At 69.7% G+C, this 21,084-nt stretch carries 20 protein-coding genes; 2 read left to right on the top strand and 18 right to left on the bottom strand.

What is annotated here, in order from left to right:
• Positions 1 to 84 precede the first annotated feature (84 nt).
• The 3 genes from AB5J50_RS37325 to AB5J50_RS37335 all read right to left on the bottom strand — a co-directional run bounded on the left by AB5J50_RS37325 (position 85) and on the right by AB5J50_RS37335 (position 3,019).
• Positions 85 to 1,128, bottom strand: coding sequence for a zinc-binding dehydrogenase (locus AB5J50_RS37325; RefSeq protein ID WP_369262997.1), 1,044 nt, complete (start codon positions 1,126 to 1,128; stop codon positions 85 to 87).
• Between the two features lie 66 nt (positions 1,129 to 1,194).
• A complete protein-coding gene (locus tag AB5J50_RS37330) occupies positions 1,195 to 1,965 on the bottom strand; it encodes an SDR family NAD(P)-dependent oxidoreductase (protein WP_327432330.1) in 771 nt (256 codons plus the stop codon).
• 124 nt (positions 1,966 to 2,089) lie between these two features.
• Positions 2,090 to 3,019, bottom strand: coding sequence for an SGNH/GDSL hydrolase family protein (locus tag AB5J50_RS37335; RefSeq protein WP_369262999.1), 930 nt, complete (start codon positions 3,017 to 3,019; stop codon positions 2,090 to 2,092).
• 469 nt (positions 3,020 to 3,488) lie between these two features.
• On the opposite strand from AB5J50_RS37335, the gene AB5J50_RS37340 reads away from it, so the two are divergent.
• Positions 3,489 to 3,998: a MarR family winged helix-turn-helix transcriptional regulator gene (locus AB5J50_RS37340; protein ID WP_369263000.1), complete on the top strand. Its 510-nt coding sequence runs from the start codon at positions 3,489 to 3,491 to the stop codon at positions 3,996 to 3,998.
• Positions 3,999 to 4,430: 432 nt separating this feature from the next.
• On the opposite strand, the gene AB5J50_RS37345 is transcribed toward AB5J50_RS37340, so the two are convergent.
• The 15 genes from AB5J50_RS37345 to AB5J50_RS37415 form a co-directional block, all read right to left on the bottom strand.
• Positions 4,431 to 4,943, bottom strand: coding sequence for a hypothetical protein (locus tag AB5J50_RS37345; RefSeq protein WP_369263001.1), 513 nt, complete (start codon positions 4,941 to 4,943; stop codon positions 4,431 to 4,433).
• 59 nt (positions 4,944 to 5,002) lie between these two features.
• Entirely contained in the window at positions 5,003 to 5,476 is a 474-nt protein-coding gene (locus tag AB5J50_RS37350) for a hypothetical protein (protein ID WP_369263002.1), read from the bottom strand.
• Between the two features lie 220 nt (positions 5,477 to 5,696).
• Complete coding sequence (locus tag AB5J50_RS37355) at positions 5,697 to 6,377, bottom strand: TetR/AcrR family transcriptional regulator (protein ID WP_369263004.1); 681 nt, start codon at positions 6,375 to 6,377, stop codon at positions 5,697 to 5,699.
• A gap of 379 nt (positions 6,378 to 6,756) precedes the next feature.
• On the bottom strand, positions 6,757 to 7,563 hold the full coding sequence (locus AB5J50_RS37360; protein WP_369263006.1) for an SDR family NAD(P)-dependent oxidoreductase: 807 nt from the start codon (positions 7,561 to 7,563) through the stop codon (positions 6,757 to 6,759).
• Positions 7,564 to 7,568: 5 nt separating this feature from the next.
• Positions 7,569 to 8,717 (bottom strand): acyl-CoA dehydrogenase family protein, encoded by a 1,149-nt coding sequence (locus AB5J50_RS37365; protein WP_369263008.1) that lies wholly within the window; start codon positions 8,715 to 8,717, stop codon positions 7,569 to 7,571.
• Between the two features lie 55 nt (positions 8,718 to 8,772).
• Positions 8,773 to 9,921 (bottom strand): acetyl-CoA C-acyltransferase, encoded by a 1,149-nt coding sequence (locus AB5J50_RS37370; protein WP_369263009.1) that lies wholly within the window; start codon positions 9,919 to 9,921, stop codon positions 8,773 to 8,775.
• Positions 9,914 to 10,735, bottom strand: a complete 822-nt coding sequence (locus AB5J50_RS37375; RefSeq protein ID WP_369263011.1) for an enoyl-CoA hydratase/isomerase family protein — start codon at positions 10,733 to 10,735, stop codon at positions 9,914 to 9,916. The genes AB5J50_RS37370 and AB5J50_RS37375 overlap by 8 nt, the downstream gene beginning before the upstream one ends.
• A complete protein-coding gene (locus AB5J50_RS37380; RefSeq protein ID WP_369263013.1) occupies positions 10,732 to 11,895 on the bottom strand; it encodes a CaiB/BaiF CoA transferase family protein in 1,164 nt (387 codons plus the stop codon). The genes AB5J50_RS37375 and AB5J50_RS37380 overlap by 4 nt, the downstream gene beginning before the upstream one ends.
• A gap of 1 nt (position 11,896) precedes the next feature.
• Positions 11,897 to 13,471, bottom strand: coding sequence for an AMP-binding protein (locus AB5J50_RS37385; protein ID WP_369263014.1), 1,575 nt, complete (start codon positions 13,469 to 13,471; stop codon positions 11,897 to 11,899).
• A complete protein-coding gene (locus AB5J50_RS37390) occupies positions 13,471 to 14,634 on the bottom strand; it encodes an acyl-CoA dehydrogenase family protein (RefSeq protein WP_369263016.1) in 1,164 nt (387 codons plus the stop codon). Before AB5J50_RS37390 ends, AB5J50_RS37385 begins: the two co-directional genes overlap by 1 nt.
• The gene (locus tag AB5J50_RS37395; RefSeq protein ID WP_369263018.1) at positions 14,631 to 15,605 is read right to left on the bottom strand and encodes an acyl-CoA dehydrogenase family protein; all 975 of its coding nucleotides are present in this window, start codon (positions 15,603 to 15,605) and stop codon (positions 14,631 to 14,633) included. The genes AB5J50_RS37390 and AB5J50_RS37395 overlap by 4 nt, the downstream gene beginning before the upstream one ends.
• Positions 15,606 to 15,607: 2 nt before the next feature.
• Complete coding sequence (locus AB5J50_RS37400; protein ID WP_369263020.1) at positions 15,608 to 16,435, bottom strand: enoyl-CoA hydratase/isomerase family protein; 828 nt, start codon at positions 16,433 to 16,435, stop codon at positions 15,608 to 15,610.
• A 122-nt stretch (positions 16,436 to 16,557) separates the two neighbouring features.
• Positions 16,558 to 17,316 (bottom strand): FadR/GntR family transcriptional regulator, encoded by a 759-nt coding sequence (locus AB5J50_RS37405; protein WP_369263021.1) that lies wholly within the window; start codon positions 17,314 to 17,316, stop codon positions 16,558 to 16,560.
• A gap of 103 nt (positions 17,317 to 17,419) precedes the next feature.
• Positions 17,420 to 18,187 (bottom strand): SDR family NAD(P)-dependent oxidoreductase, encoded by a 768-nt coding sequence (locus AB5J50_RS37410; protein WP_369263022.1) that lies wholly within the window; start codon positions 18,185 to 18,187, stop codon positions 17,420 to 17,422.
• Complete coding sequence (locus AB5J50_RS37415) at positions 18,187 to 19,353, bottom strand: acyl-CoA dehydrogenase family protein (RefSeq protein ID WP_327432404.1); 1,167 nt, start codon at positions 19,351 to 19,353, stop codon at positions 18,187 to 18,189. The genes AB5J50_RS37410 and AB5J50_RS37415 overlap by 1 nt, the downstream gene beginning before the upstream one ends.
• 274 nt (positions 19,354 to 19,627) lie before the next feature.
• Between AB5J50_RS37415 and AB5J50_RS37420 the strand changes: the two genes are divergently transcribed.
• Positions 19,628 to 21,079 (top strand): amidase, encoded by a 1,452-nt coding sequence (locus tag AB5J50_RS37420; protein WP_369263024.1) that lies wholly within the window; start codon positions 19,628 to 19,630, stop codon positions 21,077 to 21,079.
• Positions 21,080 to 21,084: the final 5 nt, after the last annotated feature.

Raw genomic sequence — 21,084 nt, forward strand, 5'->3', positions numbered from 1 at the left:
CCGCTCGGACGTGCGGCACGGCCACGGGGGTGGTGCGGGTGGTCTACGGCGTGGTGACTACGCCTAGGGGGTGTGGGGAACCCCCTAGGCGCCGAAGGTGACGACCACCTTCTCCGCCGCCCCCGGCGTCAGCGTGAGCTCGAAGGCACGCTCGGCCTCGGCGAACGGGATGCGGTGGCTGATCAGCTTGGCGAAGCGCTCGTGGTGCTCGGCGATCTCCTGGGTGACCTCGAAGATCTCCGTGGGGTAGCCCTGGGAGGCGATGAGGGTCAGCTCGCTGCGGAGCATGCCGGCGAGGTCGATCGCGTCGGACTTCTTCTGTACGGCGACCATGACCATCTTGGCGCCCCACTGCGCGGCGGCGATGGTGGCGTTGAAGACGGCGGGCGCGCCGGCGGCGTCGATGTAGATGTCGGTTCCGGCACGGGGCTGGCCGAGGGCGTTGGCGGCCTGGCCGTGCAGCTCGGTCAGCCGGGCGGTGATGTCCTCGGTGGCGGAGTTGATGACGGCGTCCGCGCCGACGGCCAGCGCCGTCTCCAGCCGCTCGGGGATCACGTCGGCGACGACCACGTGCTCGACCCCGCGCAGCTTCAGCCAGATGGTGGCGCCCAGGCCGATGGGCCCGGCCCCGAACACCACGACCTTGTCCGACGGCTTGGCCTCGGAGCGGTTGACGGCGTGCCGGGCGACGGCCATCGGCTCGTTGAGCGCGGCGACGTCGAAGGGAACGGTGTCGGGGAAGACCGCGACGCTCTTGCCGGCGACGGCGTTCTCGATGAGGAGGTACTCGCTCATCCCGCCGAACTTGCCGCCGCAGCCGATGATGCCGGTCGGCGCGTCCTGCGGGTTGACCACCACGCGGTCGCCGACCTTCAGGTCCGTGACCTCGGCTCCCACCTCGACGATCTCACCGGCCGGCTCGTGGCCCAGCGGCACCGCGACCAGCTCGCCGCCCGCGGCTCCCCGGGACGGCATACCGCCCATGTGCAGGAAGGTCACATCGGTGCCGCAGATGCCGCAGGCGCGGATCTGCATCAGTACGTCCTTCGGGCCGGGCACCGGCCGCTCGACGTCGACGACGTCGATCTTGCCGACGGGGCCGGTCTGTACGGACTTCATCGTGGCCATGGCATGACTCGCTCTCTTGCAGACAGCAGATATACGGGTGTGGAGGGTGGGGTTCTTGACGGCCGGTCAGACGGCTGACCAGCCGAAGTCGACCGGCAGGACGACGCCGTTGATGTTGCTGGCGGCGTCCGAGGCGAGGAAGACGATGGCGGCTGCCTGCTCCTCGGGTTCGGACACCCTGCCGGAGAGGCCGATGTAGGGACCGATGAGGCTCGGGCCGTGGGCCTTCGGCTGGGAATCGACCTGGATTCTGGTCGCGGTGGGGCCGGGGGCGATGGCGTTGGTACGGATGCCCTGGTTCCGGTACATCACGGCGAGGGACTTGGTCAGCCCCACGATGCCGTGCTTGGAGGCGGTGTACGCGGCACCAGCCGTGCTGCCCCGCAGGCCGGCCTCGGAGGCGGTGAACACGATCGAGCCGCTGCCCGCCGCCAGCATGTGCGGCAGCGCGGCACGGGTGAGCTGGAACGGCGCGGTCAGATTGACCCGTATGACGCGCTCCCACTCGGCGTCGCCGGTGTCGGCGAGGGCCGACATGTGGTCCATGACGCCGGCGTTGTTCACCAGCACGTCCAGGCCGCCGAAGGTGTCCACGGCCGTGGCGACGACCTCCTCGACCACCTGCGGGTCGCTGAGATCGCCGACGACCGCGCGGGCGACGCCTCCCGCGTACTCGATCGTCTTGACGACCTGTTCGGCGGCGTCCTCGTTCAGATCGGCGACCAGGACCTTCGCGCCTTCCTCGGCGAACTCCAGGGCGGTGGCCCGACCGATGCCCGAGCCCGCTCCGGTGACGACGACGCCGCGTCCTTCCAGCCCCGTACCCGTGCTTCTCATGTCGTACCTCTTCCTCTCCCTGGGGCGTCGTTCGCGGTCGCCCATGGGTCGTCTTTCGCGGTCGGTGTCTCGCGATTGGTGTTCGCAGTCGGTGTTCGCGATCGGTGTTCGCGGTCGGTTCTGGCTACGAGCCCTTGACCGTGCGCAGGACGGCGTCGGCCATACCGCGCTCACCGCGTTCGTTGGGGTGGACGGGGGCGGCCGGGGCCGCCGGGATGAGGGGCTCTGTCCAGCGGGTCTCCCTCGCCGAGCAGGCGTCGCGGCCCGCCGAGGGGGTGTACGTGTCGACGTATCCGGCCCCGGCGTCCGCCGCGCGCTGCCGCAGTGTGCTGTTGAGCTGCTGTTCCTTGTCGTTGAGGAAGGTCGCGTCGTCGGGTGCGAGGGTCATGTCGTCCTCGCAGGCCTTGCCCTTGTCCGGCAGGATCGACGGATAGCCCACGACGTAGACCCGGGCCTTCGGGGCCCGCTGCTTGACCTCGTTCAGCGTGTCGGCCAGGCGTTCTCCCGCCGCCTGGATCTTCTGCCGCACCTCGTCGGTGCCGCCCGAGACGTACTTCCCCTTGCAGGGCGCGTCGTTCCCGGTGTACTTGCCGCTGCCGGTCGCGACGTAGAGGGCGCCCTGCTTGACGCAGTTCTTCACCAGCGAACTGAAGCCGATGTCGTTGCCGCCGATGCCGATGGTCACCAGCCGGGTCGAGTCCGAAAGGGCAGACAGCTGGGCCGGGTTGACGCCGTTGTCAGTGTGCTGCGGAGCGGACAGATCGGCGAGGGTGGCGCCGCTGCAGCTCATGTCGCGGAAGTCGGCCGCGTCGATCTCCAGCTTCTCGGCGACCAGTGCGGGGTAGTTGTGGTCGGAGCGCTCGCAGCCCGCGGGCTTGCCGGTCTGGGAGGGGATCTTCGGTCCCGCGGTGTACGAGTCGCCGAGCGCGACGTACGGGCCCTTCGGTGGCGCGGCGGCTGCCGCGCCCTTGGGCTGGGTGGAGGTGGTCTTGTCGTCGTCCTTGTTGTTCCCGACGCTGACCGCGAGCAGGAGCACGCCGCACGTGACGCCCACGCCGGCCAGTCCTGCTCGTGTGTAACTTCCCATCGGAGAGTCCCGTCTTCCGTCTCAGGTGGTCCCATGCGGGGTGTTCGCGTGGTGCGAAGCGGCGTGCGGGGAACTCCGCCTCGCGGTGGACACCAGGCCGGTGATCGGCGCCCGGAGGGCCGATGAGCAGTGACACGGGCACTGAGCCGACGTCCGCCCCGGTGAAGAGGGGAGAGGCATGGTCGGCCGGTGTCCTCGGACCCGGCGACGGGCAGGGGGTGTCCGATCGCCGGGTCCGGGACTGCGCCGCTCCCCGTCCCCACGGGTTCGGCGCGACGGGGCCACGTCCGCTCTGTGTGGCCCCGGTCTGGGGACCCACGGCCAGGAGGGTCGTGGGTGGCTTGCTTGACTCAGGCAAACATGTCGGAGTTACTTGAGTCAAGCAAACTAATGAGTAATTTACTTGAGTCAGGCAATTAGCTGCTAGGATGGACCCATGCCCACCACACCGCCGACAGACGCCCCGGCCTCGGCCGACATCACGGAGATCGAGGGCGCGCTCAATCGCATCTCCTATCTGACCAGCCGGGTCCGGCAGCACGACCGTCTGATGGCCCTGGCCGGAGTGTCGCTGGAGCGCGCGGCCGTGGCGCTGCTGCGGCAGATCGCCGATTCCGAGCCGATGCGGCTGGGCGAACTGGCGAATCTGCTGGCCGTGGAGGCGTCCCATGTCACCCGCCAGGTGCAGCAACTGCAGAAGGCCGGTTACGTGACCCGGGTCCCGGACCCGGACGACCGACGCGCGCAGCGCATCGAGATCACCCCGAGGGGCCGCGAGGCGATCGACCGCGTTCGCGAGGCGAGCGTCCGGGGTATGCAGGTCGCCCTGAAGGACTGGGACTCGGACGAGCTGCGGCAGCTGGCCCGCCTGTTCCACCGGATGGTCGACGACTTCTACTCCGCGGAGGACGTGGACATCACGTCCGAGAAGGTGTCGCGAACCTGAGTGCACGCCCGTCCCGAAGCCCGTGGATTGGTGGATTGCGGGAAACCCGCGGAGGAATCCCGAATCGGGCAGCACGTCCTGGTCGCCGTCGCCGCCCCGGAAGCCGTTGAACCGCCGGCGACCACCCTTGACGCCCCGGATGCCGTCGAACCGCTGTCGGCCACCCTTGAGCCGGCGGGCTGTCAGGTCCGCGCCGAGGGCTGCGGAACCGAGGCGCGGGTCTGGCTGACCGCCGCCGCCGTCGACCGTCCGACTGCTTCGCCAAGCCCTTCCGGATGGCCGAGGTGCCGGCCGGAACACGGGTGCTGCTGCGCGGCAGGAGCCTCGGGTGGCCGGTGGCCGGTGGCCGGGTGACGGGTGACGGGTGACGGGTGACGAGGGTCCGGGCGTCGCTGTGTCGGGCCGGGCGTGGCCGTGAGGGTTCGAGTGCGGCTATGAGGGGCCGAGCGCGGCGACGATCTGAGGCAGGTCGGCCGTCGTGCGGATGCCAGGGGGTGCCGCGCAGACGAAGGGCACCGCGTTGACAGCGCAGTTCGCCGTGTACGAGGGCGACGTGGCCGCCATCCGGTCCAGGGGTACCGGGAAGCGGATGTCGACGTCGAGCGGAGCGTCGCCGTCCACCGTGACGTGCCAGCCGGTGGGGCGGAGATCCCACGCGGGGCCGAGATCGGTGGTGCAGTACCAGTGGGCGCGGAAGCGCAGCACCGGGCGGCCGTCGTGCAGGCCCGCCACCGTGATTCGCTGTGCGGCCACGGTGCCGGCCGGCAGGACGCCGGCGGCGATGTGGACGGGGCGGGGCGCGGTCGCGACCTCGCCGGTCGCCTCCACCGAATCGAGGCGCAGCGAGAGGGTGTCGGCGACAAGACGCAGTGACGGGCCGAAGCTGTCGCGCACCACGGACAACCGGCGTTCGTCGAACTCGGCAGGGGGCTTCCCGAAGCCCATCACCTCGAAGAGCAGCCCGGGCGAGTCGCGTCGGGAGAGATCGGCGAACTCGTCGATCGTCAGACCGTCGAGCCGCCGCTGGATGACGTCAGTACCAGCGGCAGAGCCTCCGTGATGAATCCGGGGCTGCTTCCGGTGCTGTGGATCGAGGTCCCGCCGCGGTCGCACGCGGCCTCGACCCGCCTGCGCACCGCGGGATCGAGACTGTCCGCACGGTGGAACTCACCCCGGGTGGTCACGACGTTTGCGCCCGAGGCCAGCAGTCGGCACACCTCGTCGAAGTCGCAGGCGCGCGGCGTGTAGAGGACGCAGTCGGCGCCGAGAGCCGTGATCTCGTCGATGTCCCGGGTCGCGATGATCCCCGTCGCGTCCAGTCCGCACAGCTCTCCGGCGTCGCTTCCCGCCTTGGCCGACGTATGCACATACAGACCGGCCAAGGTCAGCCGCGGGTGCTCGACGACCGCGCGCAGGGTGCGGGCGCCGATGTTTCCGCTCGCCCATTGGACGACCCGGTAGGAAGGTCTTGGCGTCACCCTCGGATCCTGCCCTGTGGGCGAGAACCTTACTCTCGATCACGGAGAAGCGGGATTTCGCGTCAGCGTACGGAAGTTGACCAGTCGCGCGGAAGTTGGACCAGTCTTACGGAGGCTGGACCGGTCGTACGGAAACTGGATCGGTCGTCCGGAAGTCGGACCAGCCGTCTGGAAGTCGGGCCGGCCGTCCGGAAGTCCCCCTCACCGTCCAGAAGTTGGACTAGCCCGCGGCCGACCTGCCCGCCGTGGCCGGGACGCCCGAGATGCCGCCGAGGCAGAACTGCCAGATCTCCTCGGCGGTGACCGGGTGGGAGTGGCTGTCGGCCGGGACGCCGTGGGCCTGAGCGGCGAACATGATGGTCTGCATGACCAGCGAGGCCTGGCGGCGGGGCCTTCCAGCGGGGATGGCACCGGCCTCGGCGGCCTGCTCGATCAGCTCCGTGAAGAGCGTGAGCAGCGGAATGTGGGCGGTCGCCACCTGTGCCGGGTGCTTGACCAGCAGTTGGAGGGCGAAGTCGCTGAACAGCGGGCGCTGCACACCGGGGCTCGGGTGCGACTGCCGGTACAGCATGTCCACGGCGAGCCGAAGGGACTCCAGCGGATCGCTCATCCCGGACGCGGCCTCGCGGATCTCGGCCGCCGACGTGGAGAGCGCGTCCTCGAACAGGGCCAGCAGCAGCTCGTATTTGCCGTCGAAGTGCTGGTAGAAGCTGCGCAACGACTGCTTCGAACGGTCGACGACCTCCTGGACGGTGAAGTCCGTCGTTCCCTTCTCGGCGATCAACTCCTGCGCCGAGTCCAGGAAGCGCTGCACGCGTTGCTCCGCGCGGAGCTTGGCGGCACGGGTGGACCGTTCGACGGCGCGCTGGCGCCACGCTGGCTCTTCGGGGACTGCTGTCACTTGCAGAACGATACTCCACTTCAACGGTAATCGGGCGGGTCGCCCTACCGAATCACGCACCGCAAGTTACGAGACCCTTACTTGCACTGAGTGAGAATGTTATTCTCGCGCAATGGGATGGGACTTTCGCACAGAGCCGGAGTTCGAGGAGAAGCTGGAGTGGATCCGACACTTCCGCGCCGAACGCATCGAACCGCTCGACCTGCTCTACCCCGGCCGGGCCTTCCAGCCGCTCGACGACGAGCTCGGCCCCGTCGTCCGCAAGCTCAAACAGCAGGTGCGCGACCAGGGTCTGTGGGCCCCGCATCTCGGCCCCGAACTGGGCGGGCGCGGCTTCGGACAGCTTCGTCGACGGACGCCGGATCACGCCACAGGACAGCTAGACGCTGTACCCGCCGTCCACCCCCAGCGCCTGCCCGGTGATGAAGCCCGCGCGGTCCGAGGCCAGGAACGCGACCGCCTCGGCGATGTCCGTCGCGCTGCCGAAGCGGCGCAGCGGGATGTTGCGCCGGGTGATCTCCAGCGCCGCCTCGTCGAGTTCGCCCGAACTGATCAGGCGGGCGGCGATGCCGTCCGTCAGCATGCCGGGGCCGACACAGTTCACGCGGACGCCGTACCGCCCTTCCTCGGCGGCCAGCGCCCGGGCGACCGCCTCGACCGCCCCCTTCGTGCCCGACGAGAGCCCGTCGCGGACCGGGAACCGGCGGGTGGCCACGGTGGTGACCGCGACGATGCTGCCCCGGCTCTCCCGCAGCCGGGGCAGCGCGGGATGGACCAGATTGAAGAACGCCCCCGCGTCGGCGTCGAGTTGGGCCCGGTACTGGCTCGGCGTGACCTTGCTCAGATGCACCATCGGCACACGCGGGCCCGCCGCGTACACGAGGGTGTGGATACCGCCGAACGCCGAGGCCGCCTCGGACACGGCCGCAGCGGTGGCCGACTCGTCGCTCAAATCGAGCCGCAGCGTGAGGACTTGACGCCCGCACTCCTTGATCTCACCGGCGAGCGACTCGGCCGCGGCCTGATGCGCGCGATACGTGAGCACCACGTCGCTGCCCCGCTCGGCCAGCGTACGGACGATCGCCGCCCCGATGGCGCCCGTGCCACCCGCGACGAACGCGGCACCCGCCCTGTGGGCGAAGTCGCCGGAGAAACCGGTGGAAGCACCGCTGGAGGAGTCCGTCATGGTGTTCACAGTCCCAGGGATTTGGCGATGATGACCTTCATGACCTCGCTGGTCCCGGCGTAGATCCGGGTGATGCGCGCGTCCGCGTACAGCCGGGCGATGGGGTATTCCAGCATGTAGCCGTACCCGCCGAACAGTTGCAGGCAGCGATCCACGGCCCGCGCCTGCATCTCCGTGCAGAACAGCTTGACCTTCGCAGCGTCGGCGCCCGACAGCTCCCCGTCGACCAGCTCGGTCACGGCACGGTCGAGCATCATCTGCGCGGCCTCGATCTCGGCGGCCACCGCGGCGAGTTCGAACTTCGTGTTCTGAAAGGAGGCGACCGGGGTCCCGAACGCCTGCCGTTCCTTCACGTACGCGATCGTCGTGTCCAGCGCCGCCCGCGCCTGGGCGACCGATCCGACCGCCACCGTCATCCGCTCCTGCGGCAGGTTGTGGCCGAGGTAGCCGAAAGCCGCGCCCTCCTCGCCCAGCCGGTTGGCCACCGGGACCCGTACGCCGTCGAAGGCCAGCTCGACGGTGTCCTGGACCTTGATGCCCATCTTGTTCAGCACCCGGCCGCGCGTGAAGCCCGGCATACCGTCCTCGACGACCAGCAGGGTGAGGCCCGCCCGCCGGTTGCCGGGATCGGTCGACGTCCGCGCCACCACGATCACCAGGTCGGCGAGAAGGCCGCCGGTGATGAACGTCTTGGCCCCGCTCAGAACGTACGCGTCCCCGTCGCGCACGGCGGTGGTCCGGATGCCCGCGAGATCGGAACCCGTGCCCGGTTCGGTCATGGCGATGGCGGTCAGGAGCGTGCCGGCCGCGAGACCGGGGAACCATCGACCGCGCTGTTCCTTGCCGGCGTAGGCGAGGAAGTAGGGGAGAACGACGTCGAGTTGGGTGCGTACGGTGCCGAGCGTGACCAGGGCGCGTGCGGCTTCCTCCTGGAGCACGACGTTGTAGCGGTAGTCGTCGAGGCCCGCTCCGCCATACTCTTCGGGGACGGCCATGCCCAACAGCCCCAGCGAGCCCAGCTGTTCGAAGAGCGCGCGGGGCAGCCGCCCGGCCTCCTCCCACGAGGCGTAGTGCGGGACCACCTCGTTCGCCACGAAGTCCCGCACCAGCCGCCGGAACGCCTCGTGGTCGGGGGTGAAGAGCTCTCGGCGCACGACGGCCTCCGGGTCAGGGCGTGGTCATCGACTTCACGGCGTGGTCGGTTCGGCTTCAGGGCGTGATCAGTTCGACAAGGGTGGCGTTGGCGGTGCCGCCGCCCTCGCACATGGTCTGCAGGCCGTGGCGGATCCCCTGGTCGCGCATGTGGTGGATCATGCGGGTCATCAGGACGGCACCCGACGCGCCGAGCGGGTGGCCCAGCGCGATGGCGCCGCCCAGCGGATTGAGCAGCGCCGGGTCGGCGCCGGTCTCGGCCAGCCACGCCAACGGCACCGGTGCGAAAGCCTCGTTGACCTCGAAGACCCCGACGTCGGACAGCGCGATGCCCGCCTTCCGCAGGACCTTCTCGGTCGCCGGGATCGGACCGGTGAGCATGAGCACCGGGTCGGACCCGGTGACAACTCCCGTGCGGTAGCGCACGATCGGCGTCAGCCCCAGCTCGCGCGCCCTCTCCGGCGTCGTCACCAGCAGCGCCGCCGCCCCGTCCGAGATCTGGGAGGCGTTGCCCGCGTGGATCACTCCGTCGTCGGCGAACGCGGGCTTGAGCGAGGAGAGACCGTCGACGCTGGTCCCGCGCCGGATCCCCTCGTCGACCGCGACCGTCGTGCCCTCCGTGGCCACCGGGACGATCTGCGCGGCGAAGACCCCGGCGTCCTGCGCCGCCGCGGCCCGCTCATGGGAGAGCGCCGAGAACGCGTCGAGCCGCGCACGCGAGAAGCCCCACTTCTGCGCGATCTTCTCGGCGGACAGCCCCTGGTTGAAGGAGAAGTCCTCGTAGCGGGCGATAACTTGGGGCCCGTACGGCATTCCGGTGGCCCGCGCGGAGCCGAGCGGGACCCGGCTCATCACCTCGACGCCGCCCGCCACGACGATGTCCTGCTCGCCGGACATGACGGCGTGCGCGGCGAAGTCCAGCGCCTGCTGACTCGACCCGCACGCCCGGTTGACCGTGGTTCCCGGGATGCTCTCGGGCCATCCCGCGGCGAGGACCGCGTAGCGCCCGATGTTGCTGGACTGGTCGCCGACCTGGGACACACGGCCCCAGATCACATCGTCGACGACCTCGGGGTCGATCCCGGCCCGTTCGACCAGCGCGCCCAGCACGACGGCGGAGAGGTCGGCCGCGTGCATGCCGGACAACCCACCGTTCCGCCTCCCCACAGCGGTCCGCACCGCTTCCACGATCACCGCTTCACGCATGACGGCCTCCGTTGTCGGCCCGGCCACTCGGCGCGGCCCAGCGCCCGGTGAACGTCGGTTCGCGTTTCTCGGCGAACGCCGCGTACGCCTCGGGGACATCCGCCGTGGCGAAGTTGACCGCCTGGGCGCGTGCCTCGCCCGCCAGCGCGTCGCGCATCGTGCGGTCGGAGCCCTCGTTCAGCAACGCCTTGTTCTGGGCGAGGGCGATCGAGGCGCCCGCCACCAGCCGCGCTCCGAGGTCGGCCACGAAGGCGTCGATCTCCTTCGCGGACACCACCCACGTCACCAGGTTCAGCGCCCGGGCCTCCTCGGCGTCGATCGTCTCGGCGAGCAGCGCGAGCCGCTTGGCCTGCTGCAGTCCGACGAGCTTCGGCAACAGCCACGAGCCACCGCAGTCCAGCGACAGCCCACGCCGCGCGAAGATCTGCGAGAACCTCGCCTGAGGGGTCGCCACCATCAGATCGCAGCCCAGCGCGAGATTCCATCCCGCGCCGACCGCGACCCCGCTCACCTTGGCGATCGTGGGAACCGGCAACTCGTGCAGCAGCAGGGCGACTTCGCTCAACGTCCGCATGCGGTACAGCGGATGGGCGCTGCTCACCCCCTTCGAGATGTCGGCGCCGGAGCAGAACGCGCCCCCGGCTCCGGTCAGCACGATCGCTCGTACGGTGTGATCGCGTCCGGCGTCCGAGAGCCCGTCCCGCAGCGCGGTCCACAGCTCCTCGTCGATCGCGTTCTTGCGGTGCGGCCGGTTCAGCGTCAGGGTGCGTACGCCGCCGATGTCGCTGGAGAGCAGAACGGGCTGGTCGCTCACAGCACTTCCCCTTCGTCGCTGATGCCCAACTCGGCGAGTACGGCGGCGGTGTGCTCGCCGAGCGCGGGGATCGCGCCCATCGGCGGCTCATAGCCGGAGAGCACGGCGGGCGGCAGCAGAGCGGGCACCGAACCGCCGGGTGTGTCGACCCGGCGCCACCGGTCGCGGGCCGTCAGCTGCGGATGCGCGAGGACGTCGCTCGGGGAGTTGAGCCGGGCATTCCCGATCCCGGCGGAGTCCGCGCTGTCCTGCACATGCGCCAGATCATGGCGGGCGCACCACGCGCCGATCTCCGCGTCCAGGGCGGAACGGTGCTCCACCCGGCCCGAGTTGGTCGCGAAGCGTGCGTCGTCCGCCAGGTCGAGCAGCTCGCGCGCCAGCCGCTGCCATTCGCGGTCTTTGGTGGTGCCGAGGACGACGGTGTGGCCGTCGGCCGTGGCGTAGGCCCCGTACGGTGCCACGGCGGGCGACCCCATGCCCACCGGCTCCTGATCGATGCCCGTGTGCCGGGTGTAGGTGAGCGAGTACCCCATCAGCTCCGTCATCGTGTCGAACAGACTCACCGCGACCGCGGCGGGACCGTCGCTGCGACCGCGCGCCCTCTCATGGAGCAGGGCCATGACCGACAAGGCGGCGTACAGGCCGCTGCACACGTCCGCGATCGGCGGACCCGCCTTGGCCGGCGCACCGGGACGGCCGGTCGTCGCGCACGCTCCCGACTCCGCCTGGACGAGCAGGTCGTAGGCGCGCTTGTGGGAGAGCGGGCCGCCCGCACCGTACCCGTCGATCTCCACCGCGATGAGTTCCGGATGGCTCACGGCCAGGTCGGCCGGGGAGATGCCGAGTTTGGCCGTCGCCCCGGGAGCGAGGTTGGACACCAGGACGTCGGCGCGGTCGAGCAGCCGGTGCAGCGCAGTCATCCCGGCCGGAGTCTTCAGGTCCAGCGCCACCGACTCCTTGCCGCGGTTGGCCCAGACGAAGTGCGCCCCGAGGCCGCCCACCACGTCGTCGTAGTGCCGGGCGAAGTCGCCGCCTTCCGGGTTCTCCACCTTGATCACCCGGGCTCCGAAGTCCCCCAGGGTGCGCGTGCACATCGGAGCGGACACGGCCTGCTCCAACGCCACCACCGTGATGCCCGCCAGCGGGCCGGTCGTTCCCATGTCAGCCCCCGCTCACGAACCGCGCGCGCAGCTCGTCCTTGAGTACCTTCTGGCTTGCGTTGCGCGGGAGTCGACCGCTGAACCGGACGTGGCGCGGGACCTTGAAGTTCGCCATGTTCTCGCGCGCCCACTCGACGATGTCCTTCTCGGTGACGTGGTGGCCGGGCTTCACGACGACGAAGGCGCAGCCGACCTCGCCGAGGCGTTCGTCGGGAACCCCGATGACGGCGGCCTGTTCGATCAGCTCGTGCCCGAGCAGCAATTTCTCTATCTCCGCCGGATAGGCGTTGAATCCACCGACGATGTACATGTCCTTCTTGCGGTCGACGATCGACAGATTGCCGTCCTCGTCGAGCCGCCCGATGTCACCGGTCCGCAGCCAGCCCTCCGGATCGATGGCCGCGGCGGTGGCCTCCGGGTCCTCCCAGTATCCGCGCGTGACGTTGTAGCCGCGGACCAGGACCTCCCCGTCCTGTCCCGGGGGAGCGCCCTTTCCCCCGGCGTCGGAGCTTTCACCGTCGGCGATCCTTATCTCGACGTCCGGAATGACCCGTCCCGTGGTGCGGGCGACGGTCTCCTCGGAATCCCCGATCCGGGTGGTCGTCACCAACGCGGTCGACTCGGTCAGCCCGTACGCGCTCATCACGATGTCGAAGGACAGCTCACTCTTCATCGCACGGATCAGTGATTCCGGAATGGTGGTGCCGCCGGTCATGGAAACCCGCAGCGACGACAGGTCGTACGACGGGCGGTCCGGGTGCCTGATCAGGTCCTGGAAGATCGTGGGCGGGCCCAGCAGAATGCTGACCTTTTCCCTGGCGATGATGTCGAGCGCCCGTCCGGCGTCGAAGACGGGCATCGGAATGACCGTCACCCCGTGCATCAGGGAGGCGAGCCAGCCCGCCTTGTATCCAAAACAGTGGAAGAACGGCGGAATGATCAGAAAACTGTCGGAGCGGGCGAAGGTGTATTCCTCGGCCATCCAGCCGTACGCGCGCAGCGACTGGCCGTGCGTCAGGACGACGCCCTTGGGATGACCGGTGGTTCCGGACGTGAACATCACGTCGGAGACGTCGTTCGGGGTCAGCCGGTCGATGAGGTCGTGCACCAGGGAGGTGGAGACACCCCGGCCGCCCAGGAGGAATTCCGGCCACGCGGGAATCGGCACCGTCTTGCGCAAGGCCGGCAGTCCGGGGTCGGTCTTCCTCAGCTCGGCGATGTAGTCGTTGCCCAGGAAAGGTGAGGCGATCAGGGCCTTGGCGCCGGATTTCCGCAGAATGTACGAGATTTCTGCCGCCTTGAACCGTGTATTGAGAGGCACGATCACGCCCCCGGCCCCCTGAATGCCCAGCGCGGCGAAAATCCACTCCGCCGAGTTGGGCGCGCACAGCCCGACCCGATCGCCCGGCTCGACCCCCAGCGCGACGGTCGCTTTCACGGCCTCGGCCATTTGCCGCTCAAGCTCGCGGAAACTCCATCGCCGGGATCCGTCGATCAGCGCGGTGTCGTCGCCGAAACTCCTGGAAGCGATCCTGATGGCGTGCGGAATGCTCAGGAAGGTGTCGTCGTAGCGCATCACGTCGCTCCAGGGTTGGGGGGCTTCGAGAGCGAAGGCAGGTGCAGGACGCGTTTCGCGATGATGTTCCGCTGGATCTGCGAGGTTCCGCCGTACACGGACGCGGCTCTGGAATAGAGGTAGTCCCCGAAGAGTTCCCCGCCCTCTTCGTGGAGTTCCTCGGGAAACACCTTGAGCGCCGTCTCGTAGAGCCGTTGTTCGGTCCGGGTCATCAGGAGTTTGTCGATGGACGACTCGGGCCCTGCGGCCTGCCCGCCGAGCCGCTCGGCGGTCCGGCGCCGGGCGTGCGCCACGAGGACCTCATAGTCCACGAAGCACCGCCCGATCTCGCTGAGCAGCCCGTCCGGGAGCTCGCCCCGACGGTCACGGGCGACGCGCCGAAGACGCTCGACGAGCAGCCCGTACTTCGAGATGTGGCCGGTGTCGAGTGCGTTGCGCTCGTACGACACTGTCGTCATCGCCAGGGGCCAGCCGTCGCCCTCGGCGCCAATCCGCTCGGACTCCTCGATCCGGACGTCGTCGAGGAACAGCTCGCAGAACTCGTCGTCGCCGTTCATCGCCCGCAACGGCCGTACGGTCACGCCCGGACGGTCGAGGGGCAGGGCGAACGCGGTGATCGACCGGTGCGCGGGCGCCCCACGGTCCGTCCTGGCCAGCAGCAGACAGAGGCCGGAGTACTGCGCGTAGCTGGTCCAGAGCTTCTGCCCGCGGACGCTGTAGTGGCCGTCGTGCCGGGTCGCGAGCGTGCTCATCCCGGCGAGGTCCGACCCGGCCCCCGGCTCGCTGAACCCCTGGCACCAGACGTCGTCCCCGGCGAGCATCCGCGGCAGCCACCGCCGGCGCTGGTCCTCGTCCGCGAACTCCAGGAGCGCGTGGGCGAGATAGCCGATGCGGGGGATGCCCGGAGCATGGCAGGCCCCGAGTTCGTCGCTGATCGCGACCTGATGCAGCGCGCTCAGGCCCCGCCCGCCGTAGCGCTCGGGAACGTCGAGGCCGACCCAGCCGCCGGAGTGCAGCTGCCGGTGCCAGCGGTGCAGGAAGACCGGCAGCGGCTCGTCCGACCGGCGCTCGGGAAGCGGGTGTCCGTTCAGCCAGGCACGGAAGTCCCGGCGCAGCCGGTCCAGGCCGGCGGGGTCACCGAAGTCCAGGGGGGTGTCGGTCATCGCGTGACCTCCGGTTCGGCCAGGGGAACCAGCAGGTCGGCCGTGGTCGCCAGGACCGTGGCGCCCAGCAGGACCTTGCGGAGGTAGAGGTGCGCGATGTGCTCCCAGGTCTGGGCGATGCCGCCGAAGACCTGCATACCGGCCTGGACCGCCTCCACGGTCGACCGGTTCACCTCGGCCTTCGCGACGCGCGCGGCCGTCAGGGCGCGCTCCGGGGGTTCGTTGTCGAGGCACCAGGCGGCATACCGGGTGGCGCTGACGCAGGCTTCCAGGCCGACCGTCGCGTCCGCGAGCAGATGCTGGACGGCCTGGAACTCCCCGATGGCCTGCCCGTACTGCCGGCGCTCGCGGGCGTACGCGACACTCTGCTCGACGAACTCCCGGGCCGCGCCGACGAGTTCACCGCTCACCATCACGAGCGCGTACGCCTGCCAGTGCTGAAGCCCCGCTGCGTCGAGCCGTCCGATGATCCGCTGCGGGGACCCCACGGTCCGGATGCCGCGCAGGAGGTCCGCGCTCGGTGCTCCGGGCCCCAACTCGGCGCGGGTGACGGCCCCGTCGGAGGTGACGCAGAGCGCGCTGTCCGCGCCCTCGCAGTCCCAGGCGACCAGTTCGGAGGTGTCCGCCCGCGGGAACCGCAGATCGCGGGCGAGCGCGACCGTCGGAGTGGTGCCGCTGTCCGATCGCCGCTCGGCGCCCAGGACGCGGAGGAGTTCCGGGGCGAGGAGAACCGTCCCCAGCAGGGAAGTGGTGAGGGGCTGCCTCCCGTGCTCCTCCGCGAGCAGGGCGCACTCCTGGACGGTCGCGGCCGGCGGTGAGGAGCGACGCAACTCGCCGAGGCCCAGCTCCGCGAGTGCCTGCTGCGCGGCCGCTCGCACCGATGGCTTCACTTCGTCGGCCGAGCCGATGCGGAAGCGCCCGGCGAACGAGCGGAACAGGTCGCGCACCAGCAGGAACTCCTCGGCCTCCACGGTCAGTCCTTCCCGGCCGCGGTGGCCGCCGGTCCCGCGGACGGTGGCGTCGACCGCCGGCGGGCTCCGGATGCCAGCTCGTCGATGATCCGTATGTGGTCCGGGCTGGTCATGGTGGCCCGCTCGGCCATGAGGGCCGCTTCCATGGCGCCCCGCGACACCTGCTCCACCAGCACGGCGAGCGCCGCCTTGGTGGCGCGCAGCGCCTCCGCGGGCTGCGCCGCCAGCCGTCCGGCCAGGGCGAGGGCCTCGCGCTGGAGGTCCGCGGCGGGGACCGTGCGGTTGGCCAGGCCCAGTTCGACCGCTGTGGCGGCGGGAATGCGGTCTCCGGTGAAGAGGTACTCCTTCACACGGAGCAGACTGGTGAGCAGAGGCCAGAGGGACACACCGCCGTCGCCCGCGACCAGACCGACCGAGACATGGGGATCCGCGAGGTACGCGTCCTCGGCCATCAGCACCAGATCGCAGCCCAGCGCCAGGCTGCAACCCAGCCCGACCGCAGGGCCGTTGACCGCCGCGACGACGGGCAGCGGGAACCGGATCATCTCCGTCTGGATGGCCCGGTCGAGCCGGATGGAGCGCTCCCGCAGGTCCGGATCGGTGTGGTGCCGGCGCAGATGGTCGAAGTCGCCGCCCGCGCTGAACGCACGGCCCGCGCCGGTCAGGACGACGGCCCGCGCCTTCGGATCCGCCGCGAGTTCGCGCCAGACCTCGGCCAGCCGCTGGTGGAGCTCCTCGGGAACGCCGTTCAGCCGCTCGGGCCTGTTCAATGTGACGACGCGGACATCACCGTCGGCCACCACGGTCAGGACGGGATTCGGCTCGCCCATGGGACCCCCTCTCCACCCTGGGATCCTATTTAAGGTCAGACCAAAAGTGAAGAGTGGCGTTCGCGTGACGTGAATATGGCGTTCTCATTCGAGCCCGGGCTGCGCGTGGACCCGGGTGATGGTCAATCGCCGGGCGGCACCGACAGCTCCACCTGGTCCCGCCGGTCGACCCGCGCGGCCGCGTCCGCGAAGCCGCACACGTGCCGCGCCATACGCCGCATCGCCGCCGCGCCGTCCCGCTCGCGGATCGCCTCGGTGATCTTCGCGTGCGCGCGGGCGGTGACCTCGCGGATCTCCGCGTCCATGAACTGTTCGAGGTTCGTGGCGGCGTAGATCGACTGCGACAGCGCGCTCATGAACCCGATGAGCAGTTCGTTCTCGCTGGCCCGCGCTACGGCGCTGTGCCAGCGGATGTTGGCCCGCAGGAACCGCGGGATGTCGTCGCCGGCCTCGACGAGGTCGACCTGTGCGGCGTCCAGCTCGGCGAGGTCCTGGTCCGAGCGGCGCTGCGCCGCCAGTGCCGCGCAGGTCGGCTCGATCGCCTCGCGTGTCTCGTGCAGCGCCTCGAGCCGGATCCGCTGCCCCCGGATGACCAACTGCACCGTACTGGCCACGGATTCGCGATTGGGCCGGTGCACGAAGGCGCCGCCGCCCCGCCCCGGCCTGATCTGGAGGAGCTTCTCGACCTCCAGGATCCGCAGCGCCTCCCGGACCGTCGCCCGGCTCAGCCCGGTCTGCTCGACCAGCTGGCGCTCCGGCGGCAATGCCATGCCCTCGGTGAACTCGCCGGAGAGAATGCGCTCGCGCACCTCCGACGCCAGCACGTCCGAAGCCTTTGGAACGGTCAGCGCGTCGAAGTGCGGATGGGACCTAGCCGACATGGGACCTACCGGACATCTCGCGCACCCCTGAGTCGTGCGACCACTTTGGCCGAACCATTTCAATCATCGGGAATGGTACGCGTGCTCACGGTCACCCCGGGTTTCACATGACCATTCCGCCGTCCACCGGCAGTACCTGACCGGTGATGAAGGACGCGGCGTCCGACGCCAGGAAGACGAAGGCCCCGGCGATCTCCTCGGGCTCGGCCCACCGCCCCAGCGGGATCCGCGCGAGCATCGCCTCCGCGAACTTCTTGTGGGTACGGATGGTCTCCGTCATCGGGGTCGCGGCCAGCGGTGCCAGCGCGTTCACCTTGATCTGCCTGCGCGCCAGTTCGCGCGCCAGCGACTTCGTCAGGCCGATGATGCCGGCCTTGGCGGCGGAGTAGTTGACCTGCCCGAGCGTGCCGACGATGCCGGCCGACGACGTGACGTTGATGATCCGTCCCGTGCCGTCGGCCGGCAGGAAGGGCAGGGCCGCCTGCGCGCAGTGGAAGGCGCCCACCACATGCACGTCGAGCATGCGGCGGAAGGCCTCCTCCTGGAGGTTCTCGAACATGTCCGGTGCGATGGCCCCGGCGTTGTTGACGAGGATGTGCAGGGTTCCGCCGGTGAGCCCGGCCGCCCGTGCCGCCGCGGCGTCGGCGGCCGCCCGGTTCCGTACGTCCAGGGCGGCACTCTCCGCCCGTACGCCGGTGGCGGAGATCTTCTCGGCCACGGCCGAGGCCGCCGCCCCGTCGACATCGGTCACGAGGACCGCGGCTCCGGCGCGGGCGAGCGCCTCGGCGACCGCCGAGCCGATACCGCCCGCGGCTCCCGTGACCAATGCCGATCGTCCCGTGAGATCGAACAGCCCGGAATGGTCGGCCATCAGTAACTCCTCGGCATTCCCAAAGTATGGGATCCCAGATAGTTCAGGATCATTTCCTGACTGATCGGTGCGATGCGCATCAGACGGGCCTCGCGGAAATAGCGGGCGACGTTGTACTCCTCGGAGTAGCCCATTCCGCCGTGTGTCTGCAGCGCGCGGTCCGTGGCGGTGAACCCGGCGTCCGCGCAGAGGTATTTGGCGGTGTTCGCCTCCCGTCCGCAGGGCCGGCCGTGGTCGTAGAGCCAGGTCGCCTTGCGCAGCATCAGTTCGGCCGCGTCGAGGCGGGTCAGCGAGTCCGCGAGGGGGAACTGCACGGCCTGGTTCATGCCGATCGGCCTGCCGAACACCACCCGCTCATTGGCGTAGGCGACGGCCTTCTCCAGTGCCACTCTGCCGAGCCCGAGCGCCTCCGCGGCGATCAGCATGCGCTCCGGATTCAGTCCGTCGAGGAGATACCGGAACCCCTGGCCCTCTTCGCCGACGCGGTCCTCGACCGGAACGCGCAGGTCGTCGATGAAGAGTTCGTTCGAGGTGACGGCGTTGCGCCCCATCTTCGGGATGGGCCGGACGTCGATCCGGCTCCGGTCCAGATCGGTGAGGAAGAGCGTCATTCCATCGGTCCTCTTGGCGACGTCACCGATCTTCGAGGTGCGCGTCAGGAGAAGGATCTTCTCGGACTCCATGGCCTTGGAGATCCACACCTTGCGGCCGTTGACGACATAGGTGTCGCCGTCCCGCCGCGCGAAGGTCGTGATGCTCGCGGTGTCCAGTCCGGCTCCCGGCTCGGTCACCCCGAAACAGACGTGGAGATCACCGGTGGCGATACGCGGCAGCGTCCGGCGTTTGAGTTCTTCGGAGCCGTGCACCACGACGGGGTGCATTCCGAAGATCGACATGTGAATGGCGCTGGCGGCGTTCATCCCGCCACCGGACCGCGCGACTTCCTCCAGCAGCAGCGAGGCCTCGGTGATACCGAGCCCGTGGCCGCCGTACTCCTCGGGAATGGTGATGCCGAGCCAGCCGCCGTTCGCGACGGCGGCGTAGAACTCCTCGGGAAACGCGTGCTCCCGGTCCTTCTCCATCCAGTACCGGTCGTCGAATTCACGCAAGAGGCCGGCGACGGCCTTGCGGATGGTCTCCTGATCTTCGCTCAGCTCAAAGTCCACAGCATGGACCCCTCCGCAGCTTCGGTATCGCTGAAACATATCAAAGGTCAGACCGAATGCCTAGATGAGGTGTCGGACTGCAGCACGTGTGGCCTCCGGCACGTCGGCTCCGTGAGACCGCCGCCGGGACAACCCGGGTGAGCCACCTTCCAGCACTCGCGAACAACCGTGATCGGGAGCTGTGGTTGAGCCATCCCGACAGGTGCGATCCGGCAATCCCGTTGTGCGAAGAGGCATTTCGTGGCTTGTCGCAGAGGTCGGTACGGTCGGATTCATGGAGTGGAATTTTCAGTCGGCCGAAGAACTCGTGGCTGCGTTGCGTGCCGGTGAGGTGACCTCGGCGGAACTGACCGACGAGGCGATCGCCCGTATCGAGCGGGACGACAAGGAGATCAACGCGATCTGTGTGCCGGACTTCGACCGTGCACGGGCCGCCGCGCGCGGTGCCGACGAGGCGCGCGCCCGCGGTGAGGACCGGCCGCTGCTCGGCGTTCCGGTGACGGTCAAGGAGTCCTACAACATCGCCGGGCTGCCCACGACCTGGGGCATGCCGCTACAGCGGAAGTACATGCCGGCCGAGGACGCGGTGCAGGTGTCGCGGCTCAAGGCCGCGGGCGCGGTGGTGCTCGGCAAGACCAATGTGCCCTTGGGGCTGCAAGATGTGCAGAGCTTCAACGAGATCTACGGCACCACCAACAACCCGTGGGATCACGGTCGTACGCCGGGTGGATCCTCCGGCGGATCGGCGGCGGCCCTGGCGTCCGGATTCGGCGCGCTGTCCATCGGCTCCGACATCGGTGGTTCGTTGCGCACCCCCGCACATTTCTGCGGTGTCTACGCACACAAGCCGACACTCGGGCTGGCGGCGATCCGCGGTATGGTCCCGCCGCCCGCGCCGGCCCTGCCGGCCGACCCTGACCTCGCCGTCGTCGGTCCGATGGCGCGCACTGCCCGCGACCTCACGCTCCTGCTCGACGTCATGGCCGGACCGGACCCGCTGACGCTCGGTGTGGCACACGACCTGACGCTGCCGCCCACGCGCCACGAGCGGCTCTGCGACTTCCGGGTCCTGGTCCTCGACGAGCATCCGCTCATTCCGACCGGGTCCGCTGTGCGGGCGGGCGTGAACCGGGTGGCCGACGCGCTCGCCGACGACGGAGCCCGCGTCGAACGGCACAGTCCACTGCTGCCCGATCTGACCGAAGCCGCAGTGCTCTACACGCAGTTGCTGTTTTCGAGCTCCGCTGCACGTTTTCCCGTCGAAGCGTACGAGCAGATGCAGACCTGGGCCGCCGCACTGAGCGCAGACGACCAGAGTCTCGATGCGACGCGGCTGCGCGGCATGGTGTTCAGCCACCGCGACTGGATCGAAGCGAACAACCGTCGCGAGCTCCACCGCCACGGCTGGCGGCAGCTCTTCGCCGAGTTCGACGCCGTGGTGTGTCCCATCACGCCCACCCCCGCGTTCCCGCACGACCACAACCCCGACCTGATGAAACGCCGGATCGACATCGACGGCGTCGGGTACCCGTACCTCGACCAGCTCGTCTGGGCCGGTCTGGCCACCATGCCCGGCCTGCCCGCCACCGCCATACCAGCGGGCCGGTCGCCCGAGGGTCTGCCGGTGGGAGTGCAGCTCATCGGTCCGATGTTCGAGGACCGCACCCCGCTGCGGCTGGCCGAACTGCTGGAGCAGAGGATCGGCGGCTTCCAGGCACCGAAGTAGGGCGT

This window comes from Streptomyces sp. R35, assembly GCF_041053035.1.
GTDB lineage: Bacteria > Actinomycetota > Actinomycetes > Streptomycetales > Streptomycetaceae > Streptomyces > Streptomyces lutosisoli.